This is a genomic window from Pseudomonas sp. MF6751, from assembly GCF_016613265.1.
Classification (GTDB): Bacteria; Pseudomonadota; Gammaproteobacteria; order Pseudomonadales; family Pseudomonadaceae; genus Aquipseudomonas; species Aquipseudomonas fluorescens_BV.
Map to the genome: position 1 here is coordinate 199,377 of NZ_JAENSV010000003.1, position 19,192 is coordinate 218,568.

18 protein-coding genes are annotated in these 19,192 nt (G+C 61.4%); 13 read left to right on the forward strand and 5 right to left on the reverse strand.

The window, feature by feature from the left end; translation table 11 throughout:
• Positions 1-18 precede the first annotated feature (18 nt).
• The 3 genes from cysN to JJD66_RS04385 form a co-directional block, all read right to left on the reverse strand.
• Entirely contained in the window at positions 19-1,917 is a 1,899-nt protein-coding gene (gene cysN / locus JJD66_RS04375) for a sulfate adenylyltransferase subunit CysN (protein WP_089041399.1), read from the reverse strand.
• Between the two features lie 9 nt (positions 1,918-1,926).
• Positions 1,927-2,844, reverse strand: a complete 918-nt coding sequence (cysD, locus tag JJD66_RS04380) for a sulfate adenylyltransferase subunit CysD (protein WP_003171640.1) — start codon at positions 2,842-2,844, stop codon at positions 1,927-1,929.
• A gap of 253 nt (positions 2,845-3,097) precedes the next feature.
• A complete protein-coding gene (locus JJD66_RS04385; RefSeq protein ID WP_003188389.1) occupies positions 3,098-3,856 on the reverse strand; it encodes a Nif3-like dinuclear metal center hexameric protein in 759 nt (252 codons plus the stop codon).
• A gap of 101 nt (positions 3,857-3,957) precedes the next feature.
• On the opposite strand from JJD66_RS04385, the gene algW reads away from it, so the two are divergent.
• A complete protein-coding gene (algW, locus tag JJD66_RS04390; RefSeq protein ID WP_003188388.1) occupies positions 3,958-5,118 on the forward strand; it encodes a Do family serine endopeptidase AlgW in 1,161 nt (386 codons plus the stop codon).
• 112 nt (positions 5,119-5,230) lie between these two features.
• Positions 5,231-7,324, forward strand: a complete 2,094-nt coding sequence (locus tag JJD66_RS04395; protein WP_200647640.1) for a TonB-dependent siderophore receptor — start codon at positions 5,231-5,233, stop codon at positions 7,322-7,324.
• 67 nt (positions 7,325-7,391) lie between these two features.
• Here the strand turns inward: JJD66_RS04395 and hemH are convergent, their stop codons facing one another.
• Positions 7,392-8,417, reverse strand: a complete 1,026-nt coding sequence (hemH, locus tag JJD66_RS04400; protein ID WP_057977384.1) for a ferrochelatase — start codon at positions 8,415-8,417, stop codon at positions 7,392-7,394.
• 14 nt (positions 8,418-8,431) lie between these two features.
• The gene (locus JJD66_RS04405) at positions 8,432-9,331 is read right to left on the reverse strand and encodes a TIGR01777 family oxidoreductase (RefSeq protein WP_200647641.1); all 900 of its coding nucleotides are present in this window, start codon (positions 9,329-9,331) and stop codon (positions 8,432-8,434) included.
• A 212-nt stretch (positions 9,332-9,543) separates the two neighbouring features.
• Between JJD66_RS04405 and JJD66_RS04410 the strand changes: the two genes are divergently transcribed.
• From JJD66_RS04410 to JJD66_RS04460, 11 genes are all read left to right on the forward strand, one after another.
• Positions 9,544-10,530, forward strand: coding sequence for an NAD(P)/FAD-dependent oxidoreductase (locus tag JJD66_RS04410; RefSeq protein ID WP_014716849.1), 987 nt, complete (start codon positions 9,544-9,546; stop codon positions 10,528-10,530).
• A complete protein-coding gene (locus JJD66_RS04415) occupies positions 10,527-10,742 on the forward strand; it encodes a TIGR02450 family Trp-rich protein (RefSeq protein ID WP_014716848.1) in 216 nt (71 codons plus the stop codon). The genes JJD66_RS04410 and JJD66_RS04415 overlap by 4 nt, the downstream gene beginning before the upstream one ends.
• A gap of 112 nt (positions 10,743-10,854) precedes the next feature.
• Positions 10,855-11,814, forward strand: a complete 960-nt coding sequence (locus JJD66_RS04420) for a YbgA family protein (protein ID WP_034128069.1) — start codon at positions 10,855-10,857, stop codon at positions 11,812-11,814.
• A 3-nt stretch (positions 11,815-11,817) separates the two neighbouring features.
• Positions 11,818-12,747 carry a MerR family transcriptional regulator gene (locus JJD66_RS04425; RefSeq protein ID WP_200647642.1) on the forward strand — a complete coding sequence of 310 codons (930 nt, stop codon included), beginning with the start codon at positions 11,818-11,820 and terminating at the stop codon, positions 12,745-12,747.
• A complete protein-coding gene (gene phrB, locus JJD66_RS04430) occupies positions 12,748-14,190 on the forward strand; it encodes a deoxyribodipyrimidine photo-lyase (protein ID WP_200647643.1) in 1,443 nt (480 codons plus the stop codon).
• Positions 14,183-14,605, forward strand: a complete 423-nt coding sequence (locus tag JJD66_RS04435) for a nuclear transport factor 2 family protein (protein ID WP_198715293.1) — start codon at positions 14,183-14,185, stop codon at positions 14,603-14,605. Before phrB ends, JJD66_RS04435 begins: the two co-directional genes overlap by 8 nt.
• Entirely contained in the window at positions 14,602-15,384 is a 783-nt protein-coding gene (locus tag JJD66_RS04440) for an SDR family NAD(P)-dependent oxidoreductase (protein WP_105225674.1), read from the forward strand. Before JJD66_RS04435 ends, JJD66_RS04440 begins: the two co-directional genes overlap by 4 nt.
• Positions 15,381-16,628 carry an NAD(P)/FAD-dependent oxidoreductase gene (locus tag JJD66_RS04445; RefSeq protein ID WP_105225673.1) on the forward strand — a complete coding sequence of 416 codons (1,248 nt, stop codon included), beginning with the start codon at positions 15,381-15,383 and terminating at the stop codon, positions 16,626-16,628. The genes JJD66_RS04440 and JJD66_RS04445 overlap by 4 nt, the downstream gene beginning before the upstream one ends.
• Entirely contained in the window at positions 16,625-17,434 is an 810-nt protein-coding gene (locus JJD66_RS04450; protein WP_200647644.1) for a DUF1365 domain-containing protein, read from the forward strand. Before JJD66_RS04445 ends, JJD66_RS04450 begins: the two co-directional genes overlap by 4 nt.
• Positions 17,421-18,692, forward strand: coding sequence for an SAM-dependent methyltransferase (locus JJD66_RS04455; protein WP_198715291.1), 1,272 nt, complete (start codon positions 17,421-17,423; stop codon positions 18,690-18,692). Before JJD66_RS04450 ends, JJD66_RS04455 begins: the two co-directional genes overlap by 14 nt.
• The gene (locus tag JJD66_RS04460; RefSeq protein ID WP_200647645.1) at positions 18,685-19,176 is read left to right on the forward strand and encodes a DUF2878 domain-containing protein; all 492 of its coding nucleotides are present in this window, start codon (positions 18,685-18,687) and stop codon (positions 19,174-19,176) included. The genes JJD66_RS04455 and JJD66_RS04460 overlap by 8 nt, the downstream gene beginning before the upstream one ends.
• Positions 19,177-19,192 lie beyond the last annotated feature (16 nt).

Below are 19,192 nucleotides of genomic sequence, written 5' to 3' on the forward strand. Positions count from 1 at the left end.
TTTGTGCGGCTATAAAGCTTAGATCGCGCCGCGCTGACGCAACAGTTCCAGCACTTGCTTGACGCTGTCTTCCAGCGACAACGCCTGGGTGTCGATCACAAGGTCGGCATTCAGCGGCACGTCATACGGGAAGGATTCGCCAGGGATGTTATCCCCACCGGCCGCGTACAAACCTTGCGGGTCACGCTCGGCGCACACCAACGGCGATGCCTGCACGTAGACGGTCAGCAGTCGGTCCGCACCAATCAGCGCCTTGGCCTGTTCACGGCCTTCGGCATCCGGCGCAACGAAAGCCGCCAGGGTCAGCAGGCCGGCTTCGTTGAACTGACGCGCCACATGAGCCGCACGACGCCAGTTCTCGGTACGCCCGGCACGGTCCTGGGGCAAGCCCTTGTTCAGGTCGTGACGCAGGTTCTGGCCGTCCAGTACGAACACCGCCCGGCCCATGTCGAACAGCTTGCGCTCGACCGCATAGGCCAGAGTGCTCTTGCCAGCGCCCGACAAGCCGCTGAACAACACCGTGGCCGGCTGCTGGCCGAAACGCAGAGCGCGCTCTTCGGTGGCGACATGCGCCAGGCTACCGTGCTGCGCCGCGCCGCCATGACCCACCGGTGGCGCGATGATCATGCCCGCGGCCACTGTACCGTTGGTCAAGCGGTCGATCACGATGAACGCGCCAGTGGTGCGGTTGCTGTCGTAACCGTCCAGGGCGATGGCGGCGTCCAGGCTGACCTTGACCCTGCCAATCTCGTTGAGCTGCAGCGAACTCGCCGGGCCTTCGGCCAGGGTGTTTACGTCCACGCGGTGCACGATGCTGGTGATGGAACCCGGCACGTAGCTGGTGGCGCGCTTGATGTCGTATTTCTTGCCCGGCAGCATCGGTTCTTCGGCCATCCACACCAGCATGGCGTCGAAGGCGTCGGTCACTTGCGGCACGTTGTCGGCATGCACCAACAGGTCGCCACGGGAGATGTCGATCTCGTCTTCCATGGTCAAGGTCACGGCCTGGCCTGGGCCTGCGTGTTCCAGCTCACCTTCAAAGGTGACGATGGATTTGACGCGGCTGCTCTTGCCCGACGGCAATACCACCACTTCGTCGCCCTTGTGCACGATGCCACTCGCCAGGGTGCCGGCAAACCCACGGAAGTTCAGGTTCGGGCGGTTGACGTACTGCACCGGGAAACGCAGGTCGGTGTAGTTGCGATCATTGGCGATCTCGACAGTCTCCAAGATCTCCATCAGCGACTGGCCGGTATACCAGGGCGAACGCTCGCTCTTGTTCACCACGTTGTCGCCCTTGAGCGCCGACATCGGCACGAAGGCCAGGGTGCTCGGCTTGAACGCGATACCTTCGGCGAACTTCAGATAATCGGCCTTGATCGACTCGAATACGCTTTGGTCAAAGCCGTTGATGTCCATCTTGTTGATGGCCACCACGATGTGTTTGATACCCAGCAACGAAGCGATATAGCTGTGGCGACGGGTCTGGGTCTGCACGCCGTAGCGAGCGTCAATCAAGATGATCGCCAGATCACAGGTGGACGCACCGGTGGCCATGTTGCGGGTGTACTGCTCATGGCCGGGGGTATCGGCGATGATGAATTTGCGCTTGGCGGTGGAGAAATAGCGGTAGGCGACATCAATGGTGATGCCCTGCTCACGCTCGGCCTGCAGGCCATCGACCAGCAATGCCAGGTCGATATCGTCACCGGTGGTGCCGGACTTTTTCGAGTCGCGGGTAATGGCTTCCAGGTGATCCTCGTAGATCATCTTGGAGTCGTGCAGCAGGCGCCCGATCAGGGTGCTCTTGCCGTCGTCGACGTTGCCACAGGTCAGGAAGCGCAACATTTCTTTGCGCTCGTGCTGGCCCAGGTAGGCGAGGATGTCCTCGCTGATCAAATCAGATACATGCGACATGACAGCCCCTTAGAAATAGCCTTGACGTTTTTTATCTTCCATCGAGCCTGCACCATCGTGGTCGATGACACGGCCCTGGCGTTCGGAAGTTCGCGTCAGGAGCATTTCCTGAATGATGTCCGTCAGCGTCTCGGCTTCGGACTCCACCGCGCCCGTCAACGGGTAGCAGCCAAGGGTGCGGAAACGTACTTTCTTTTTGACGATGCGGGCTTTGTCTTCGTCGGACAGGTGCTCAAGGATGCGGTCGTCGTCGATCATGATCAACGTGCCGTTCTTCTCGATCACGTCGCGTTCGGCGGCGAAGTACAGCGGCACGATCGGGATGCCTTCCAGGTAGATGTACTGCCAGATGTCCAGCTCCGTCCAGTTGGACAGCGGGAACACGCGGATCGACTCGCCCTTGTTGACGTTGCCGTTGTAGACGTTCCACAGCTCCGGGCGTTGGTTCTTCGGGTCCCAACGGTGCTTGCTGTCGCGGAACGAATACACGCGCTCTTTGGCACGGGATTTCTCTTCATCGCGACGGGCGCCGCCAAATGCTGCGTCGAAACCATGCTTGTCCAGCGCCTGCTTGAGGCCCTCGGTCTTCATGATATCGGTGTGCTTGGCACTGCCGTGGGTGAACGGGTTGATGTTCTGCGCCACGCCATCGGGGTTGATGTGGGTGATCAGGTCCAGGCCCAGCTCCTCGACCATCTTGTCGCGGAACTTGTACATCTCCTGGAATTTCCAGCGAGTGTCGACGTGCATCACCGGAAATGGCAGTTTGCCCGGGAAGAAGGCCTTGCGTGCCAGGTGCAGCATCACGGCGGAGTCTTTACCGATCGAGTAGAGCATCACCGGGTTATCGAACTCGGCGGCGACCTCGCGGATGATGTGGATGCTTTCCGCCTCCAGCTGTTTCAGATGCGTCAGTTTGTCGACCATGGTTACTCACGGAAAAACGATCTTATGGACGGCCAGCGGGCCGTGTTCGAGCGAGGCATGCTAGCACAGCAACTTCTTCTATTTAGGGCGCCAGCTAGACCGAAACGATATATGAATATGCCGCCGAGTTTGGCGCTCAATTCGGTCAATGGGAGGGCTGGCTTGCTAGCGATACAGGCGCCGCGCTCATTCAGGCTGACCGAGGTGATGCCATCGCAGGCAAGCCAGCTCCCACAGTGTTCAATGCTGTGCTTTAGATCGGATTGGGGCAGTCGATGAACAGATGCTCCAGGGCAAAGCGCCGCGCCAGGTAGTCGCCCAAGGCCTGCACGCCGTAGCGTTCGGTGGCGTGATGGCCGGCGGCGATGAAGCTGATGTCGTTTTCCCGGGCGCTGTGGAAGGTCTGTTCAGACGCTTCACCGCTCAGGTACAAATCGACACCCGCGGCGATCGCCTGGTCTATGTAGCCCTGGCCGCCACCGGTACACCAGCCGACGCGGCGAATCATCTCGCTGCCTTCGATCAGCAGCGGTTCGCGACCCATCACGTCCTGCACGCGACGGGCGAAGTCACGAGGTGACAAGGGCTCGGCAAGGGAGCCGACCAGGCCGACGACTTTGGGGTTGCCGGGGTCCAGCGGGCCTTCGACGGTGATGTCCAGGTGGCGAGCCAGTTGCACGTTGTTGCCGACATCGGCGTGCAGGTCCAGGGGCAAGTGGTAGGCCAGCAGGCTGATGTCATGCTTGAGCAGGGTTTTGAGACGGCGCTGCTTCATGCCGGTGATGCACGGGTTTTCGCCCTTCCAGAAGTAACCGTGGTGCACCAGCACCAGGTCGGCCTTGGCTTCGACGGCGGCGTCCAGCAGGGCTTGGCTGGCGGTCACGCCGCTGACGATGCGCATCACTTGGGGCCGGCCCTCGACCTGCAGGCCATTGGGGCAGTAATCGGCAATTTTGGCGCTGCCGAGGTAGCGGTCGGCTTCCTCGACGAGGGTAGTAAGGGGCACGGCCATAAAAGACTCCTAAATATCCCGTTCGCAGGCGTCACAGCCTCGTATAATGCGCGACATTATGGGCGCTCTCCCGCCCCCTGCAACCTGTCAGGACTTACTTGATGCTCAAGGCACTGCGTTTTTTTGGATGGCCATTGTTGGCTGGCGTGCTGATCGCGATGCTGATTATCCAGCGTTATCCCCAGTGGGTGGGCCTGCCCACACTGGATGTGAACCTGCAACAGGCGCCGCAGACCAACACAGTGGTGCAAGGGCCGGTGACCTATGCCGATGCCGTGGTCATCGCCGCTCCGGCGGTGGTCAACCTGTACACCACCAAGGTCATCAACAAGCCCGCGCATCCGTTGTTTGAAGACCCGCAATTTCGCCGCTACTTCGGTGACAACGGCCCCAAGCAGCGCCGCATGGAATCCAGCCTCGGCTCCGGCGTGATCATGAGCCCCGAGGGCTACATCCTCACCAACAACCATGTGACCACGGGCGCCGACCAGATCGTGGTGGCCCTGCGTGACGGCCGCGAAACCCTGGCCCGCGTGGTGGGCAGCGACCCGGAAACTGATCTTGCGGTACTCAAAATTGATCTGAAGAACCTGCCGGCCATCACCCTCGGCCGCTCCGACGGTTTGCGCGTGGGCGATGTGGCCCTGGCCATCGGCAACCCGTTCGGGGTGGGGCAAACGGTGACCATGGGCATCATCAGCGCCACCGGGCGTAACCAGTTGGGCCTTAACAGCTACGAAGATTTCATCCAGACCGACGCGGCGATCAACCCCGGCAACTCCGGCGGTGCGCTGGTGGACGCCAATGGCAACCTGACTGGCATCAACACCGCGATTTTCTCCAAGTCCGGCGGTTCACAGGGCATTGGGTTTGCGATCCCGGTGAAGCTGGCGATGGAAGTGATGAAGTCGATCATCGAGCACGGCCAGGTGATTCGCGGCTGGCTGGGCATTGAAGTACAGCCCTTGACCAAGGAACTGGCCGAGTCATTTGGCCTGACCGGGCGTCCAGGCATCGTGGTAGCGGGGATCTTCCGCGACGGCCCGGCGCAGAAAGCCGGCCTGCAACTGGGCGATGTGATCCTCAGCATCGACGGCGCCCCGGCGGGTGATGGCCGCAAGTCGATGAACCAGGTGGCGCGGATCAAGCCGACCGACAAGGTGGCGATCCTGGTGATGCGCAACGGCAAGGAGATCAAACTGTCGGCGGAAATCGGCCTGCGCCCACCACCGGCGACCGCGCCAGTCAAAGAAGAGCAATAACCGTCGCGATCCTAGCGCCCGTTCGCGGGCGCTGGTAAGGCTACATTTCTTAGCGATTCATTCTCATTAGGCATGTTATATTGTTTCAATATTGCTATTGGAACGCTCTATCATGCCGTCTCGAAAGTTTGTGCCCTTGGCCGGCCTGGCCCTGGGTTTGCTGCTCGACCCTGCCTACGCCGAAGAAAACACCCTGGAACTGGACACCATCAGCGTCACTTCCGACGCCTATGAATCCGCCACCGGCCCGGTCGACGGCTACCGCGCCACCCGCTCCGCCAGTGCGACCAAGACCGACACGGCCTTGCGCGACATCCCGCAATCGATCAGCGTGATTCCGGCCACGGTACTCAAAGACCTGGGCAGTACCAGCGTGGAGCGCGCCCTGGAATTCGCCGGCGGCGTATCCAAGCAAAACAACTTCGGCGGCCTGACTCTCTACGAATACAGTGTGCGCGGCTTCACCACGTCCGAGTTCTACCAGGATGGTTTCAGCGCCAACCGTGGTTACCCCAGTACCCCGGACGCGGCGAATATCGAGCGCATTGAAGTGCTCAAGGGCCCCGCCGCCAGCCTGTATGGGCGTGGCGATCCCGGCGGCACGGTAAATATCGTCACCAAGAAACCCCAGCCCGAGGCCTTCACCACGCTGCAAACCAGCGCCGGCAGTTGGGACCGCTACCGCACGGCGCTGGATGTGAATACGCCGCTGGACAGCGAGGGGCGCGTGCTGACGCGAGTGAACCTGGCCGTTGAAGACAACCACAGCTTTCGCGATCACGTCGACGCCAAGCGTGTGTTTGTTGCGCCCTCCTTCAGCTGGCAACTGGACCCGGACACCACCCTGCTGGTGGAAAGTGAGTTCGTGCGCCACAGTTCCACCTTCGACCGAGGCATCGTCGCCAATACCGGCATGTCCCATTCCACCTTCCTCGGCGAGCCCAACGACGGCAATATCCGCAACCACAACAACCGCATTCAGGCGGCGTTGGAACACCACCTCAACGACGCCTGGAAACTGCGCCTGGCCAGCCATTACAAGCAAGGCAGCCTGTGGGGCGATGCTTCGGAAAGCCGAGCGTTGAACGCAGACGGCCACAGCGTCAATCGCCGCTACCGTGAACGCTCCACCGGTTGGCATGACAGCATCACCCAGCTGGAACTGCGCGGGGTGTTCGATATAGGCAGTTGGCAACATGAACTGTTGATCGGTACCGAATACGAGGATTACCGTAAGAAAGAGCGTGTGACGGCGATCGCTGGCGACTATCCCATCGACATCTACAAGCCGGTGTACGGCCAGCTCAAACCCAACGGCAAACGCTCCGGCACCGACTTCTTCGAACAGACCAAAAGCCACGCACTGAACCTGCAAGACCAGATCATCTTCACCGACCGCCTGCGCGGCATGATCGGTGCGCGCTTCGAACACTTCAAACAAAGCACCGACGACTTCACCCGCAACCACGCCAAGGGCCGCCAAACCCACGACGCCTTCACTCAGCGCGCCGGCCTGCTCTACCAGCTCACGCCAGAAGTCGGCGTGTTTGCCAACGCCTCCACGTCGTTCAAGCCCAATAGCGGCCTGGATGCCGGTGGCAAGTCCTTCAAGCCCGAAGAAGGCGTGGGTTATGAGGTGGGGGTCAAGAGCGAGCTGTTTGATGACCGCCTCAGCGCTACCCTGGCGGCCTTTCATATCGAAAAGGAAAACGTGCTGACCCTGGACCCGGCGACCAACCTCAACCGCGCAATGGGCAAGGCCCGCAGCCAGGGGTTCGACCTGCAAGTAACCGGGCAAGTGACCGACGCAGTCCGCGTGATCGGCGCCTTGGCCTACATCGACGCCGAAGTGACCAAGGGCGACAAAACCATTCCTACGGGCAGCCGCATTCTGGGCGTGGCCAAGCGCAGCGGCAGTGTGTTGGGCGTGTACGAATTCCAGGACGGCGCGTTGCGTGGCTCAGACCTGGGCGCAGCGTTCACCTATGTAGGTGACCGCTCAGGCGAAGCCGGCACGGGTTTCGAACTGCCCGCCTACCACACCGTGGATTTGCTGGCCCATTACAAGGCTACGCAGAATGTGACGGTGGGGCTGAACCTCAACAACCTGTTCAATGAAAAGTACTACGAGCGGTCCTACAGCAACTATTGGGTCAACCCGGGTGAGCCGCGCAACTTCACGGTTAGCCTGACCCTCAACCTCTGACAAACATAGGACTAAATGTGGGAGGGGGCTTGCCCCCTCCCACATTTTGATCTTAATCCGGCCCGGGTTACAGCGTCGTCGGCGCTCGTTCGCACAGGGTATTAAGGGCCGCCGCCCACTGCGGCTCGTCATTCAGGCAAGGCACCAACACCAACTCCTCACCCCCCGCTTCACGAAATTGCTCGCGACCGCGATCGCCAATTTCCTCCAACGTTTCAATACAGTCGGCGACGAACGCCGGGCACATCACCAGCAACTTCTTCACGCCTTGCTGGGCCAATGCCTCAAGGCGTGCCTCGGTGTAGGGTTCGATCCACTTGGCCCGGCCCAGGCGGGACTGGAACGCCACCGACCATTTGCCCTCCGGCAAACCCAGCCGCTCGGCCACATCCCGCGCCACGCTGAAGCACTGCGCGCGGTAACAGGTGGCAAGCACTTCAGGGGATGCGTTCTTGCAGCAGTCCGCATCCTTGAAGCAGTGCTGGCCCGTGGGGTCGAGCTTGGTCAGATGACGCTCAGGCAAGCCATGGAAACTTAGCAGCAAGTGATCGTAATCCTGCTCCACATAAGAGCGCACACTCGCCGCCAGCGCATCGAGGTACTCAGGCTGATCGTAGAACGGTTGCAGGATCGAAAACTGCACATTCAGTTGCTTGTCGCGCACCACTCGCTTGGCTTCCTCTATCACCGTGGTGACGGTGCTGTCGGCAAACTGCGGGTACAACGGCGCCAGTGTGATTTTTTGAATACCCTGGGCGGCCAGGCGCGTCAGGACCGTTTCCAGGGACGGCTCGCCGTAACGCATCGCCAATTCCACCGGGCCCTGGGTCCACTGCGCGGTCATCTGCTGCTGCAGGCGGCGGCTCAGCACCACCAACGGCGAACCCTCATCCCACCAGATCGACGCATAGGCATGGGCCGATTGCTCGGGGCGCTTGATCAGGATCAGCGATACCAGCAAGCGCCGCACCGGCCACGGCAAGTCGATCACATAAGGGTCCATCAGGAACTGATTGAGGTAGCTGCGCACATCGGCCACCGAAGTGGACTTTGGCGAACCTAGGTTGACCAGTAACAACGCGTGATCGGTCATGCAACATCCTATCTTTAGAGGCGGCTGGACAAGTCGTCCAGAGCCGCACGCAACTCAGTGAACTGGAAAGTGAAACCTGCGGCCTGCAGCCGTTCAGGCAAAGCCTTTTGCCCGCCCAGCAACAAGCCGGACAACTCACCCAGGCCAACCTTCAACGCAAATGCCGGCATCGGCATGAACGCCGGGCGGTGCAGCACCTGGCCCAGGGTCTTGGCGAATTCGCGGTTGCGCACCGGGTGTGGCGCGCAGGCATTATAAGGACCGTTGGCGTCTTGCTTGTGCAGAAGAAAATCAATCAGGGCGATTTGATCCTTGATATGCACCCAGGGCATCCACTGCCGTCCATTGCCAATCGGCCCACCCAGCGCCAGTTTGAAAGGCAGCAGCAGGCGCGACAAAAAGCCGCCCTCGGCAGACAGCACCAACCCCGTACGCACCAGCACCACGCGAATGCCCAAGGCTTCGGCACGCTGGGCGGTTTCCTCCCAGGCGATACACAACTGGCTGGGGAAATCGTCCAGCACCGGGCCGCTGGCTTCGGTCAGTTCGCGCTCGCCGCCGTCGCCGTACCAACCCACCGCAGAACCGGAGATCAGCACCGCCGGTTTTTGCTCCAGGCTTTCCATCCAGGCCAGCAAGGTTTCGGTGAGGTGAATGCGACTGTTCCACAGCAATGCCTTGCGCTTGTGGGTCCAAGGCCGGTCGGCGATAGGCGCGCCTGCCAGGTTGACCACCGCGTCCACCGTGCCAATCACCTCTTGTAGGCGAGCCACTCCGAGCACCTGCGCACCGCACACCCGGGCGACCGTTTCCGGTTGCCGGCTCCACACCGTCAGGTGATGGCCTTGCGCGAGCCAGTGCTTGCAGAGTTGACGCCCGATCAAGCCGGTACCGCCGGTCAGCAAAATATGCATGGGACTCTCCTCATGTAACGTTCGCCGCCGCTCACTGGTCTATTTTATAAGCAGGGATCAATTTGATAATTGAGCGTGACGGGGGTTCAAGCCTTAGCTTAACCATAGGTCACGCCACACAATCAGGCACGCCAAAACTTATACCAAAAAACAATATTGTACAGCTATTGGTGTCGGCGTAGTCTGTACCCAACGGTAAAACGAGGCCTCCCATGACTGTTCCCATCGCGATCATTGGTACCGGCATCGCCGGTCTCTCCGCCGCCAGAGCGTTACAAGACGCTGGGCATGCAGTGCAACTCTTCGATAAAAGCCGCGGCAGCGGTGGCCGCATGTCCAGCAAGCGCAGCGACGCCGGCGCGCTGGATATGGGCGCGCAATACTTCACCGCTCGCGACCGACGCTTCGTCAACGAAGTGCAGCGCTGGCAAAGCAACGGCTGGGCCGAGCAGTGGAAGCCCCAGCTGTATAACTTCAAGTCCGGGCAACTGACGCCTTCCCCTGATGAGCAGATCCGCTGGGTGGGCACGCCGCGCATGAGCGCCATCACCCGCGCCCTGCTCGACGACTTGCCGGTGGAGTTTGGTTGCCGCATCACCGAGGTGTTCCAGGGCACACAGCACTGGAACCTGCTCGACGCGGACGGCGGCAATCACGGCCCTTTCAGTCACGTGATCATTGCCACGCCGGCGCCCCAAGCCACCGCCCTGCTGGCCGCCGCGCCCAAGCTGGCGAGCGCCGCCGCCGGAGTGAAAATGGACCCGACCTGGGCCATCGCCCTGGCGTTCGACAAGCCCCTGGATACGCCGATGGAGGGCTGCTTCGTGCAAGACAGCCCCCTCGACTGGCTGGCGCGCAACCGCAGCAAGCCCGGGCGCGATACCACCCTCGACACCTGGGTGCTGCACGCCACCAGCGCCTGGAGCAAGGCCCACCTGGACCTGCCCAAGGAAGCGGTGATCGAACACCTGCACGGCGCCTTTGCCGAATTGCTGCACAGCGCCATGCCTGCGCCGTCATTCAGCCTGGCGCATCGCTGGCTCTACGCACGTCCATCCAGCAGCCATGAGTTCGGGGTGCTGGCCGACGCCGACCTGGGCTTGTTCGTCTGCGGCGACTGGTGCCTCTCCGGCCGGGTGGAGGGTGCCTGGCTCAGTGGCCAGGAAGCGGCGCGACGTTTGATTGAGCACCTGCAATGAACCGCATCAACCCCGCCAAACTGCTGCTGTCAAAATGGACGGCAGCTCATCCCCGCCACAAGGAAAAACACTTCCTGGTCACCGAATTGTTCCGTGACGACGAGGGCACGGTGCTGGACATCGAACTGCAGGCCATCCTCACCCGGCGCGCCGAACGCCTGCCCTGGCAAACCCTGAAAAACGCTGAAGACTGGAAAATCGGCTGGAAATAACGCGGCGGCACAAACCTGTACAAATTATTTGACTTGTACAACATCGAGCCTATGATGAGATTTAGTTGTACAAGATTTGTAGCTTGTACAGGATTCTTGCAGAGGTTTGCTTATGTCCAGCCGTGTGAAACCGAAGATCGCCATCAGCGCCTGCCTTCTGGGTGAGAACGTGCGCTTCAATGGCGGTCATAAACAGTCCCTGTTATGCAGCCAGACCCTCAGTGACTATTTCGATTTCGTCCCGTTGTGCCCTGAAGTTGCCATCGGCCTGGGCATTCCTCGGCAAGCGATCCGCCTGGTCGGGGACCCCAACCAACCGCAGGCCGTGGGCAGCGTAAACCCTGCGCTCAATGTCACTCAGCCACTGGACGATTACGGCCAGCAAATGGCCCGGGAACATACCGACCTGTGCGGCTACATCTTCATGCAAAAGTCACCGTCCTGCGGCCTGGAGCGGGTCAAGGTGTACCGCGACAACGGCACGCCCGTCGACGGTGGCGGGCGCGGCATTTACGCCCAGGCGTTTTGTGCTCGACACCCCAACCTGCCGGTGGAGGAAGACGGTCGCCTGAACGACCCGGTGCTGCGGGAAAACTTCCTCACCCGCGTATTCGTGTACGCCAGTTGGCAGCAACTGTTGGCCGACGGCCTTACCCGTCACCGCTTGCTGACGTTTCACTCGCGCTACAAGTACCTGCTGATGGCCCACAGCCCGGCGCATTACAAAAGCCTGGGCCATTTGCTCGGCAGCATGGGCAAGGGCATTGACTTGCAAGCTTTGGCCGACGGCTATTTCAGCGAACTGATGGCGGGCCTGAAAAAATGCGCGACTCGCGGTACCCATACCAATGTGCTGCAACACATCAGTGGCTATCTCAAGCAAGCCATCAGTGCCGATGACAAACAGGAAATGCAGACCGTCATCGGCCAATACCGCCACGGCATCGTGCCACTGGTAGTGCCGCTGACCCTGCTCAAACACCACTTTCGCCAACACCCGGACCGCTACATCGCGCAGCAGGCGTACCTGCAACCGCACCCGGAAAACCTCAGCCTGCGTAATGCGATCTAACCCATGAAACCTGCCCTGCTCGACGAACCCGGCGAAGACCTCGCCCTGGCCCTGGAAAACGGCTGGCTGCCGATCCGCGAGGTGGCGCGCCAGACCGGCGTGAATGCGGTGACGCTGCGCGCGTGGGAGCGCCGCTACGGCCTCATCGTGCCCCAGCGCACGCCCAAAGGGCATCGGTTGTTCAGCGCCGAACATGTGCAACGCATCCAGGCCATCCTCACCTGGCTCAATCGCGGCGTGCCGGTCAGCCAGGTCAAAGGGCTGATCGACTCCGCACAAGGCAGCCCGGAGCCGATGGAAAACGAGTGGCAGAGCCTGCGCCAGCATTTGGTGAGTGCCATCAGTGAACTGGCCGAGCGTCGGGTCGATGACGCGTTCAACCAGGCCATGGCGCTCTACCCGCCACGCACGTTGTGCGAGCAATTGATGCTACCGCTGCTCAACGAGCTGGAACAACGCTGGCAGGGCCAGTTCGGCGCGCAGATGGAGCGGGTGTTCTTCCTGTCCTGGTTGCGCAGCAAGTTCGGCGCACGGATCTATCACAACAATCGTCAACTCCACGGCGCGCCCCTGTTGCTGGTCAATCATTCCGACCTGCCCCTGGAACCCCACCTGTGGCTCAGCGCCTGGCTGGCCAGCAGTGCCGATTGCCCGGTGGAAGTATTCGATTGGCCACTGCCGGTCGGCGAACTGGCCCTGGCGGTGGAACACCTGCAACCCCGTGCGGTGCTGCTGTATTCGAGCAAGGCGTTGCAAGTGCCGGCACTCAGCAAACTGCTGGGGGGCATCCATTGCCCAACCGTGATTGCCGGACCAACGGTGTGCATCCACCACGCCGAGTTGGGCGTATTAACCCAGGACATCCCTGAGTTGTTCGTGGCCGAGGACCTGTTGGCGGCCCATCAATTATTGATCCAGCGTGGAATTGTCTAAATGCATCTGATCTGGCTGCGCACCGACTTGCGCCTGCACGACAACACTGCCCTGGCGGCCGCGTGCCAGCGCGGCCCCGTCGCGGCTGTTTACCTGATCACGCCCGAGCAATGGCAGGCGCATGATGACGCGCCGTGCAAAGTCGATTTCTGGCTGCGCAACTTGCAGCACCTGAGCCAGGCACTGGGCAACCTCAACATCCCGCTGTTAATACGCCACGCCGCGACCTGGGACCAGGCGCCGACGGTACTCAGCCAACTGTGCCGCGAGCTGTCGGTGGAGTCGGTACACGTCAACGAGGAATATGGCATTCACGAGAGCCGCCGCGACAGCGCCGTGGCCCAGGCCCTGGAAGCTGACGGCGTGACCTTCCACAGCTACCTGGACCAACTGTTTTTCCAGCCGGGTAGTGTGCTGACCAAGACCGGCACCTACTTCCAGGTGTTCAGCCAGTTCCGCAAGGTCTGCTACAGCCGCCTGCACAGCGCCCTGCCCCGCGTGGTGCCGACGCCAAAGGCCCAGGCCGAGCCTGGCGTGAAAAGCGACCCTGTGCCGACGGCAGTCGAAGGGTTCCAGACACCCAGCGAAACCTTGCGTGCGCTCTGGCCCGCTGGCGAAGACGAGGCGCGCCGTCGCCTCGATGCCTTCGCCGATCAGCAGATCAGCTATTACAAGGATGAACGCGACTTCCCGGCCAAGCCCGGCACCAGTCAGCTTTCTGCCTACCTGGCCGCCGGAGTGGTTTCGCCGCGCCAGTGCTTGCACGCCGCGCTGCAAACCAACCAGGGCGAGTTCGAAAGCGGCGACATCGGCGCCATCACCTGGATCAACGAGCTGCTGTGGCGCGAGTTCTACAAGCACATCCTGGTCGGCTACCCACGGGTTTCCCGCCACCGCGCGTTTCGCCCGGAAACCGAAGCGCTGGCTTGGCGCAAGGCACCCGAAGACCTGGCCGCCTGGCAACAGGCGCGCACCGGCTTGCCGATCATCGACGCGGCCATGCGCCAATTGCTGGAAACCGGCTGGATGCACAATCGCCTGCGCATGGTGGTGGCGATGTTCCTGACCAAAAACCTGCTGATCGACTGGCGCGAAGGCGAGCGCTTCTTTATGCGCCACCTGATCGACGGTGATCTGGCGGCCAACAACGGCGGCTGGCAATGGAGTTCGTCCACCGGCACCGACTCGGCGCCGTATTTCCGGATATTCAGCCCGCTGAGCCAATCGGAAAAATTCGACGGTGACGGCGTGTTCATCAAACGCTGGCTCCCGGAACTGGCCGCGCTGAATAAAAAACAAGTGCACAACCCCGAAGCGGCTGGGGGCCTGTTCGGCGTGGCGGATTACCCGCGTGCCATCGTCGATTTGAAACAGTCTCGCGAGCGCGCCTTGGCCGCATTTCGCCGGCTGCCTTCGCGTCAGGAGATGGCCGAACATGAGTGACTTCCTGCACCAGTTTGCCCACACCTTCGCCACGCTGGACAAGCACAACCTGCACCTGCTCGGCCGCCTGTACAGCGAGGACATCACCTTTGCCGACCCCCTGCATGAAGTACAGGGCCTGCCAACGTTGCGGCGTTACTTTGCCGACTTGTACAGCAACGTCAGCGAGCTGCATTTTGACTTCCACGGTTTCGATACCGTGGCCGAAGGCGAGGGCTACCTGCGCTGGACTATGCGTTTTCGCCACCCACGCCTGGCCGGCGGCCAGGTGATCGAGGTGCCAGGCTGTTCTCATTTGATGTGGCACGACAAGGTTTACCGCCATCGCGACTATTTCGATGCCGGCGCCCTGCTCTATGAACATGTCCCCCTACTGGGTCGCGTTATTCGTTGGCTGAAAAGGAGAATGGGATGAGCCTTACACCGCCCCGTCGTTATTGGCTGACCGGCGCCAGCAGTGGTATCGGTGCGGCGCTGGCCGTGGAGTTGCTCGCCAGCGGCGCCCACGTGGCCCTGAGTTCCCGCACCCAAGGCCCGCTGGATGCCCTCGCCCTTCGATATCCAGGCCAGGTTCTGGTGGTGGCCGGCGACCTGACCAACAGCCAGACCGTGCGCGAGATCGGCGAGCGTATCAGCGAGGTCTGGGGTTCGCTGGACACGGTGATCCTCAACGCCGGCACCTGTGAATACGTCGACGCCCGGCAATTTGACGCCTCGATCATCGAGCACGTTGTGCGTACCAACCTGCTGGCCAGCAGTTATTGCATCGAGGCCGCGCTGCCACTGTTGCGCGCAGGGCGCACCCCGCACCTGGTGGGCGTGGCCAGTGCCGTGACCTACCTGCCCATGCCTCGCGCCGAAGCCTACGGGGCGTCCAAGGCCGGCCTGCGTTACTTGTTCGAATCCCTGCGTATCGGCCTGTCCCCGGAAAACATCGATGTCACGGTGATCAGCCCAGGCTTTGTCGACACGCCGCTGACCGAGCGCAATGATTTCCCGATGCCCCTGAGCTGGCCGGCGGACAAAGCCGCGAAGCACATCTTCGCCAAGCTGGAAAAACGCCCGCTGGAAATCGCCTTTCCGGCCCTGTTCATTGCCACCTTGTGGCCACTGTCGAAGCTGCCCAACCGCGCGCAACTGATCATCGGCAAACGCATGCTGCGCAGCCCGCCACCGAAGAAGGACGACCTGTGAAGATCGCCATTATCGGCAGCGGTATCGCCGGGCTGACCAGCGCCTACCTGCTCAGCCGTCGCCACGACATTACGCTGTTCGAGGCCAATGACTGCATTGGCGGGCATACACACACGGCCAACGTGACGGTCGACGGCAAAAGCTATGCGGTGGACACGGGCTTCATTGTGTTCAACGACTGGACCTACCCCAACTTCATCCGTCTGCTGGAGCAGATCGGGGTCAGGTTCAAACCCACCGAGATGAGTTTTTCGGTGTACGACCAAAGCACAGGCTTTGAGTACAACGGCAACAACCTCAACAGCCTGTTTGCCCAGCGCCGCAATATTCTGTCGCCGGGGTTCTGGGGCATGTTGCGCGATATCCTGCGCTTCAATCGCCAGGCGCCCCTGGACTTGCAAGAGCAGCGCATCAGCGCCGACATGACCCTGGGCGATTACCTCATCGCCGGCGGTTATGGCCCCAGGTTTATCCGGCATTACATCGTGCCGATGGGTGCGGCCATCTGGTCGATGTCCCTGGCCGATATGCTCAAGTTTCCGCTGCAGTTTTTTGTGCGCTTCTTCAAGAACCACGGCTTGCTCTCGGTGAGCAACCGCCCGCAATGGTGTGTTATCGAGGGCGGCTCCAGCTGTTATATCGAGCCGCTGACCCGCAGCTTTCGCGAACAGATACGGCTCAACAGCCCTGTGCATAAGGTGCAACGCAGCGACGAGGGTGTGGTTATCCACAGCCCGTCCGGCAGCGAAACCTTCGACCGCGTGGTGTTCGCCTGCCACAGCGATCAGGCCCTGGCCTTGCTCGATGACCCCAGCCAGGCCGAACAGCAGATCCTCGGTGCCCTGCCCTACGCCGACAACGACGTGGTGCTGCACACCGATACACGCCTGCTGCCCGACCGCAAACTGGCCTGGGCTAGCTGGAACTATCGGCTGACGGGCAACGTGCAACAACAGGCCGCCGTCACCTATGACATGAACATCCTGCAAGGCATCGACAGCGCCACTACCTTTTGCGTCAGCCTCAACCAGACGCCGATGATCAACCCGCTGAAGATACTGGCGCGCTACACCTACGCCCATCCGCAATACAGCCTGGGCGCAGTCGCCGCACAGGCACGCTGGGAAGAATTGAACGGCGTGCGCAATACCTTTTACTGCGGGGCCTACTGGGCCAACGGCTTTCACGAAGACGGCGTGGTCAGCGCTCTGCGCGTGGCCCAGGCGTTTGGGGAAACCCTGTGAACAGCGCCCTCTACAGCGGCTGGATCGCCCATCGGCGGTTTACGCCCAAGGCCCACGCCTTTCGCTACCGCATCGGCCTGCTGTACCTGGACCTCAGCGAAGAGGACGAAGTACTGGGGCTCTCGCCGCTGGCCGGCACGGGGCGCCTGGCGCCCTTCGGTTTCCGCCAGCAGGATTACCTGCGTGAATTCACACGCCACGGCATGAGCCTGAGCGATGCCGTGCGCCAGGAAGTCGGCAAGGCCCTAGGGCATACGCCCCAGGGCGCTATCTGCCTGCTGACCCAGGCCCGCAGTTGGGGCCTGGCTTTTAACCCGGTGAGTTTCTTCTACTGCTTCGAGGCTGACGGGCAACTGGCCGCGATCCTGTGTGAAGTGACCAACACCCCATGGCGCGAGCGCTATCACTACGTGCTGCCCGCCCAGGCACTGGGCGCCGATGAGCACCAGCATTTCGCCGTGGCCAAGGCCTTCCATGTGTCGCCGTTTTTGCCTCGCGAGCTGGAATACCGCATGAGTTTCAGCCCGCCCGCCGCCAGGCTCGGCGTGCATATGGCCGATTGGCAGGGCACGCAAAAAGTCTTCGACGCCACCTTGAGCCTGGAAAAACAGGCACTGAGCCGCGCCAGCCTGCATCGCTATTTGTGGCGCTTTCCCTGGATGACCGCCAAGACCGGCCTTGCGATCTACTGGCAAGCCTTGCGCCTGCTGCTCAAACGCACTCCGATTTTTTCCCACCAGGCCGCCGATGGCGCCTCTCGCACCGCAGTCGGGTATACCAAGGATCGCCACCATGAAATCCCCTAGCTTATCGGTCAAGGCTAACCGCCTGAACGTCAACGGCATGACCGCTGCGCTATTGCGCAAAGGCGTGTTGCGCCAGCTCAGCCAATTGCGCCATGGCCAGTTGGTCATCATCGAGGATGGCGAGCGGCAAGTCTTCGGCGCACGGGAAGCGCACCTGCTGGGCGAGATCCAGATTCTCGACGCGGCGGTATGGGGGCTGGTGGCGGCCAATGGCTCGATCGGCGCTGGCGAAGCGTTTATCCATGGTTACTGGACCAGCCCCGACCTCACCGCCGTCGTGCGGGTGATGGTCAGCAACCTGGAGGTGCTCGACGCCATGGAAGGTGGCCTGGCACGCCTGGCGCGGCCGTTCACTCAGGGCCTGCACTGGCTCAACCGCAACACACGCAAAGGCTCGCAAAAAAACATCGCCGCCCATTACGACCTGGGCAACGACCTGTTCGAAGAATTTCTCGACCCCACGATGATGTACTCGGCGGCGCAGTTCCTGACCCCCGATGACACCCTGGAACAGGCACAACTGAACAAATTAGCGCGCATCTGCCAGAAACTGGCGCTCAAGCCCAGCGACCATCTGCTGGAAATCGGTACCGGCTGGGGCAGCATGGCGCTGTATGCGGCGCAGCATTACGGCTGCCGGGTCACCACCACGACCCTGTCCAAGGAGCAGTTCGCCTACACCGCGCAGCGTATCCAGGCGGCGGGCCTGCAAGAACGTGTGACCGTGCTGCTGAGCGATTACCGCGACCTCACCGGTGAGTACGACAAGCTGGTTTCGATCGAAATGATTGAAGCGGTGGGCCATCGTTTCCTGCCCACCTATTTCAAACAATGTGCCCAGTTGCTCAAGCCCGACGGCCTGATGCTGCTGCAAGCCATCACTATTCGTGAACAACGCTTTGAGCAGGCCAAACGCAGCGTCGACTTTATCCAGCGCTACATCTTCCCTGGTGGCGCGCTGCCCTGTGTACAAAACATGCTGCAGATCGTCAGCCGCGACACCGACATGAACCTGCTGCACATGGAAGACTTCGGCCTGCACTACGCCCGCACCCTGCGCCTGTGGCATGAAAACTTTCGCCGCGCCCATGGCCGTCTTGCGGAACTCGGTTATGACGAATACTTCCTGCGCCTGTGGGAGTTTTACCTGTGCTACTGCGAAGGCGGCTTTATGGAGCGCACCATCGGCACCGCGCAGTTGCTGCTGGCCAAACCGGCGGCCATCAATCCGCCGCTGCTCGGGCGTTTCAGTGCTTAAATCCCTGGCCAATGCCGTGCTGTTTCAGTGCGGCTGGTTTGCCTGCGTGCTCGGCGGCGATAGCCGTTGGCTGCTGATCGGCATCGCGGCGCTGGGCGCGCACCTGCTGTGGATAAGTTCCTGGGCCAGGGAGAGGCAAGTGATTCTGGCCGTGACGGTGCTGGGAACACTGGTCGATACGGCGCTGCGAGGGCTTGGCGTGTTTGAGTTCAATACGCCGGGGCCACTGATTCCGCTGTGGCTGATACTGTTATGGGCCTTGCTGGCCACCACCTTGCGCCATTGCCTGGCCTGGAGCGCACGGCCATGGTGGCTGGCCAGCCTGCTAGGCGCGGTGGGCGGGCCGTTGTCTTATTACGCCGGCAGTCAATTGGCAGGCGTGAGTTTTGCGTACGGCACCACCCCAACACTGATCGGCCTGGCGCTGTTATGGGCCATGCTCTTTCCGCTGTTACACGGGGTTGCGCAGAGGCTGGAACACTGACGCCCGTCAGAGCATT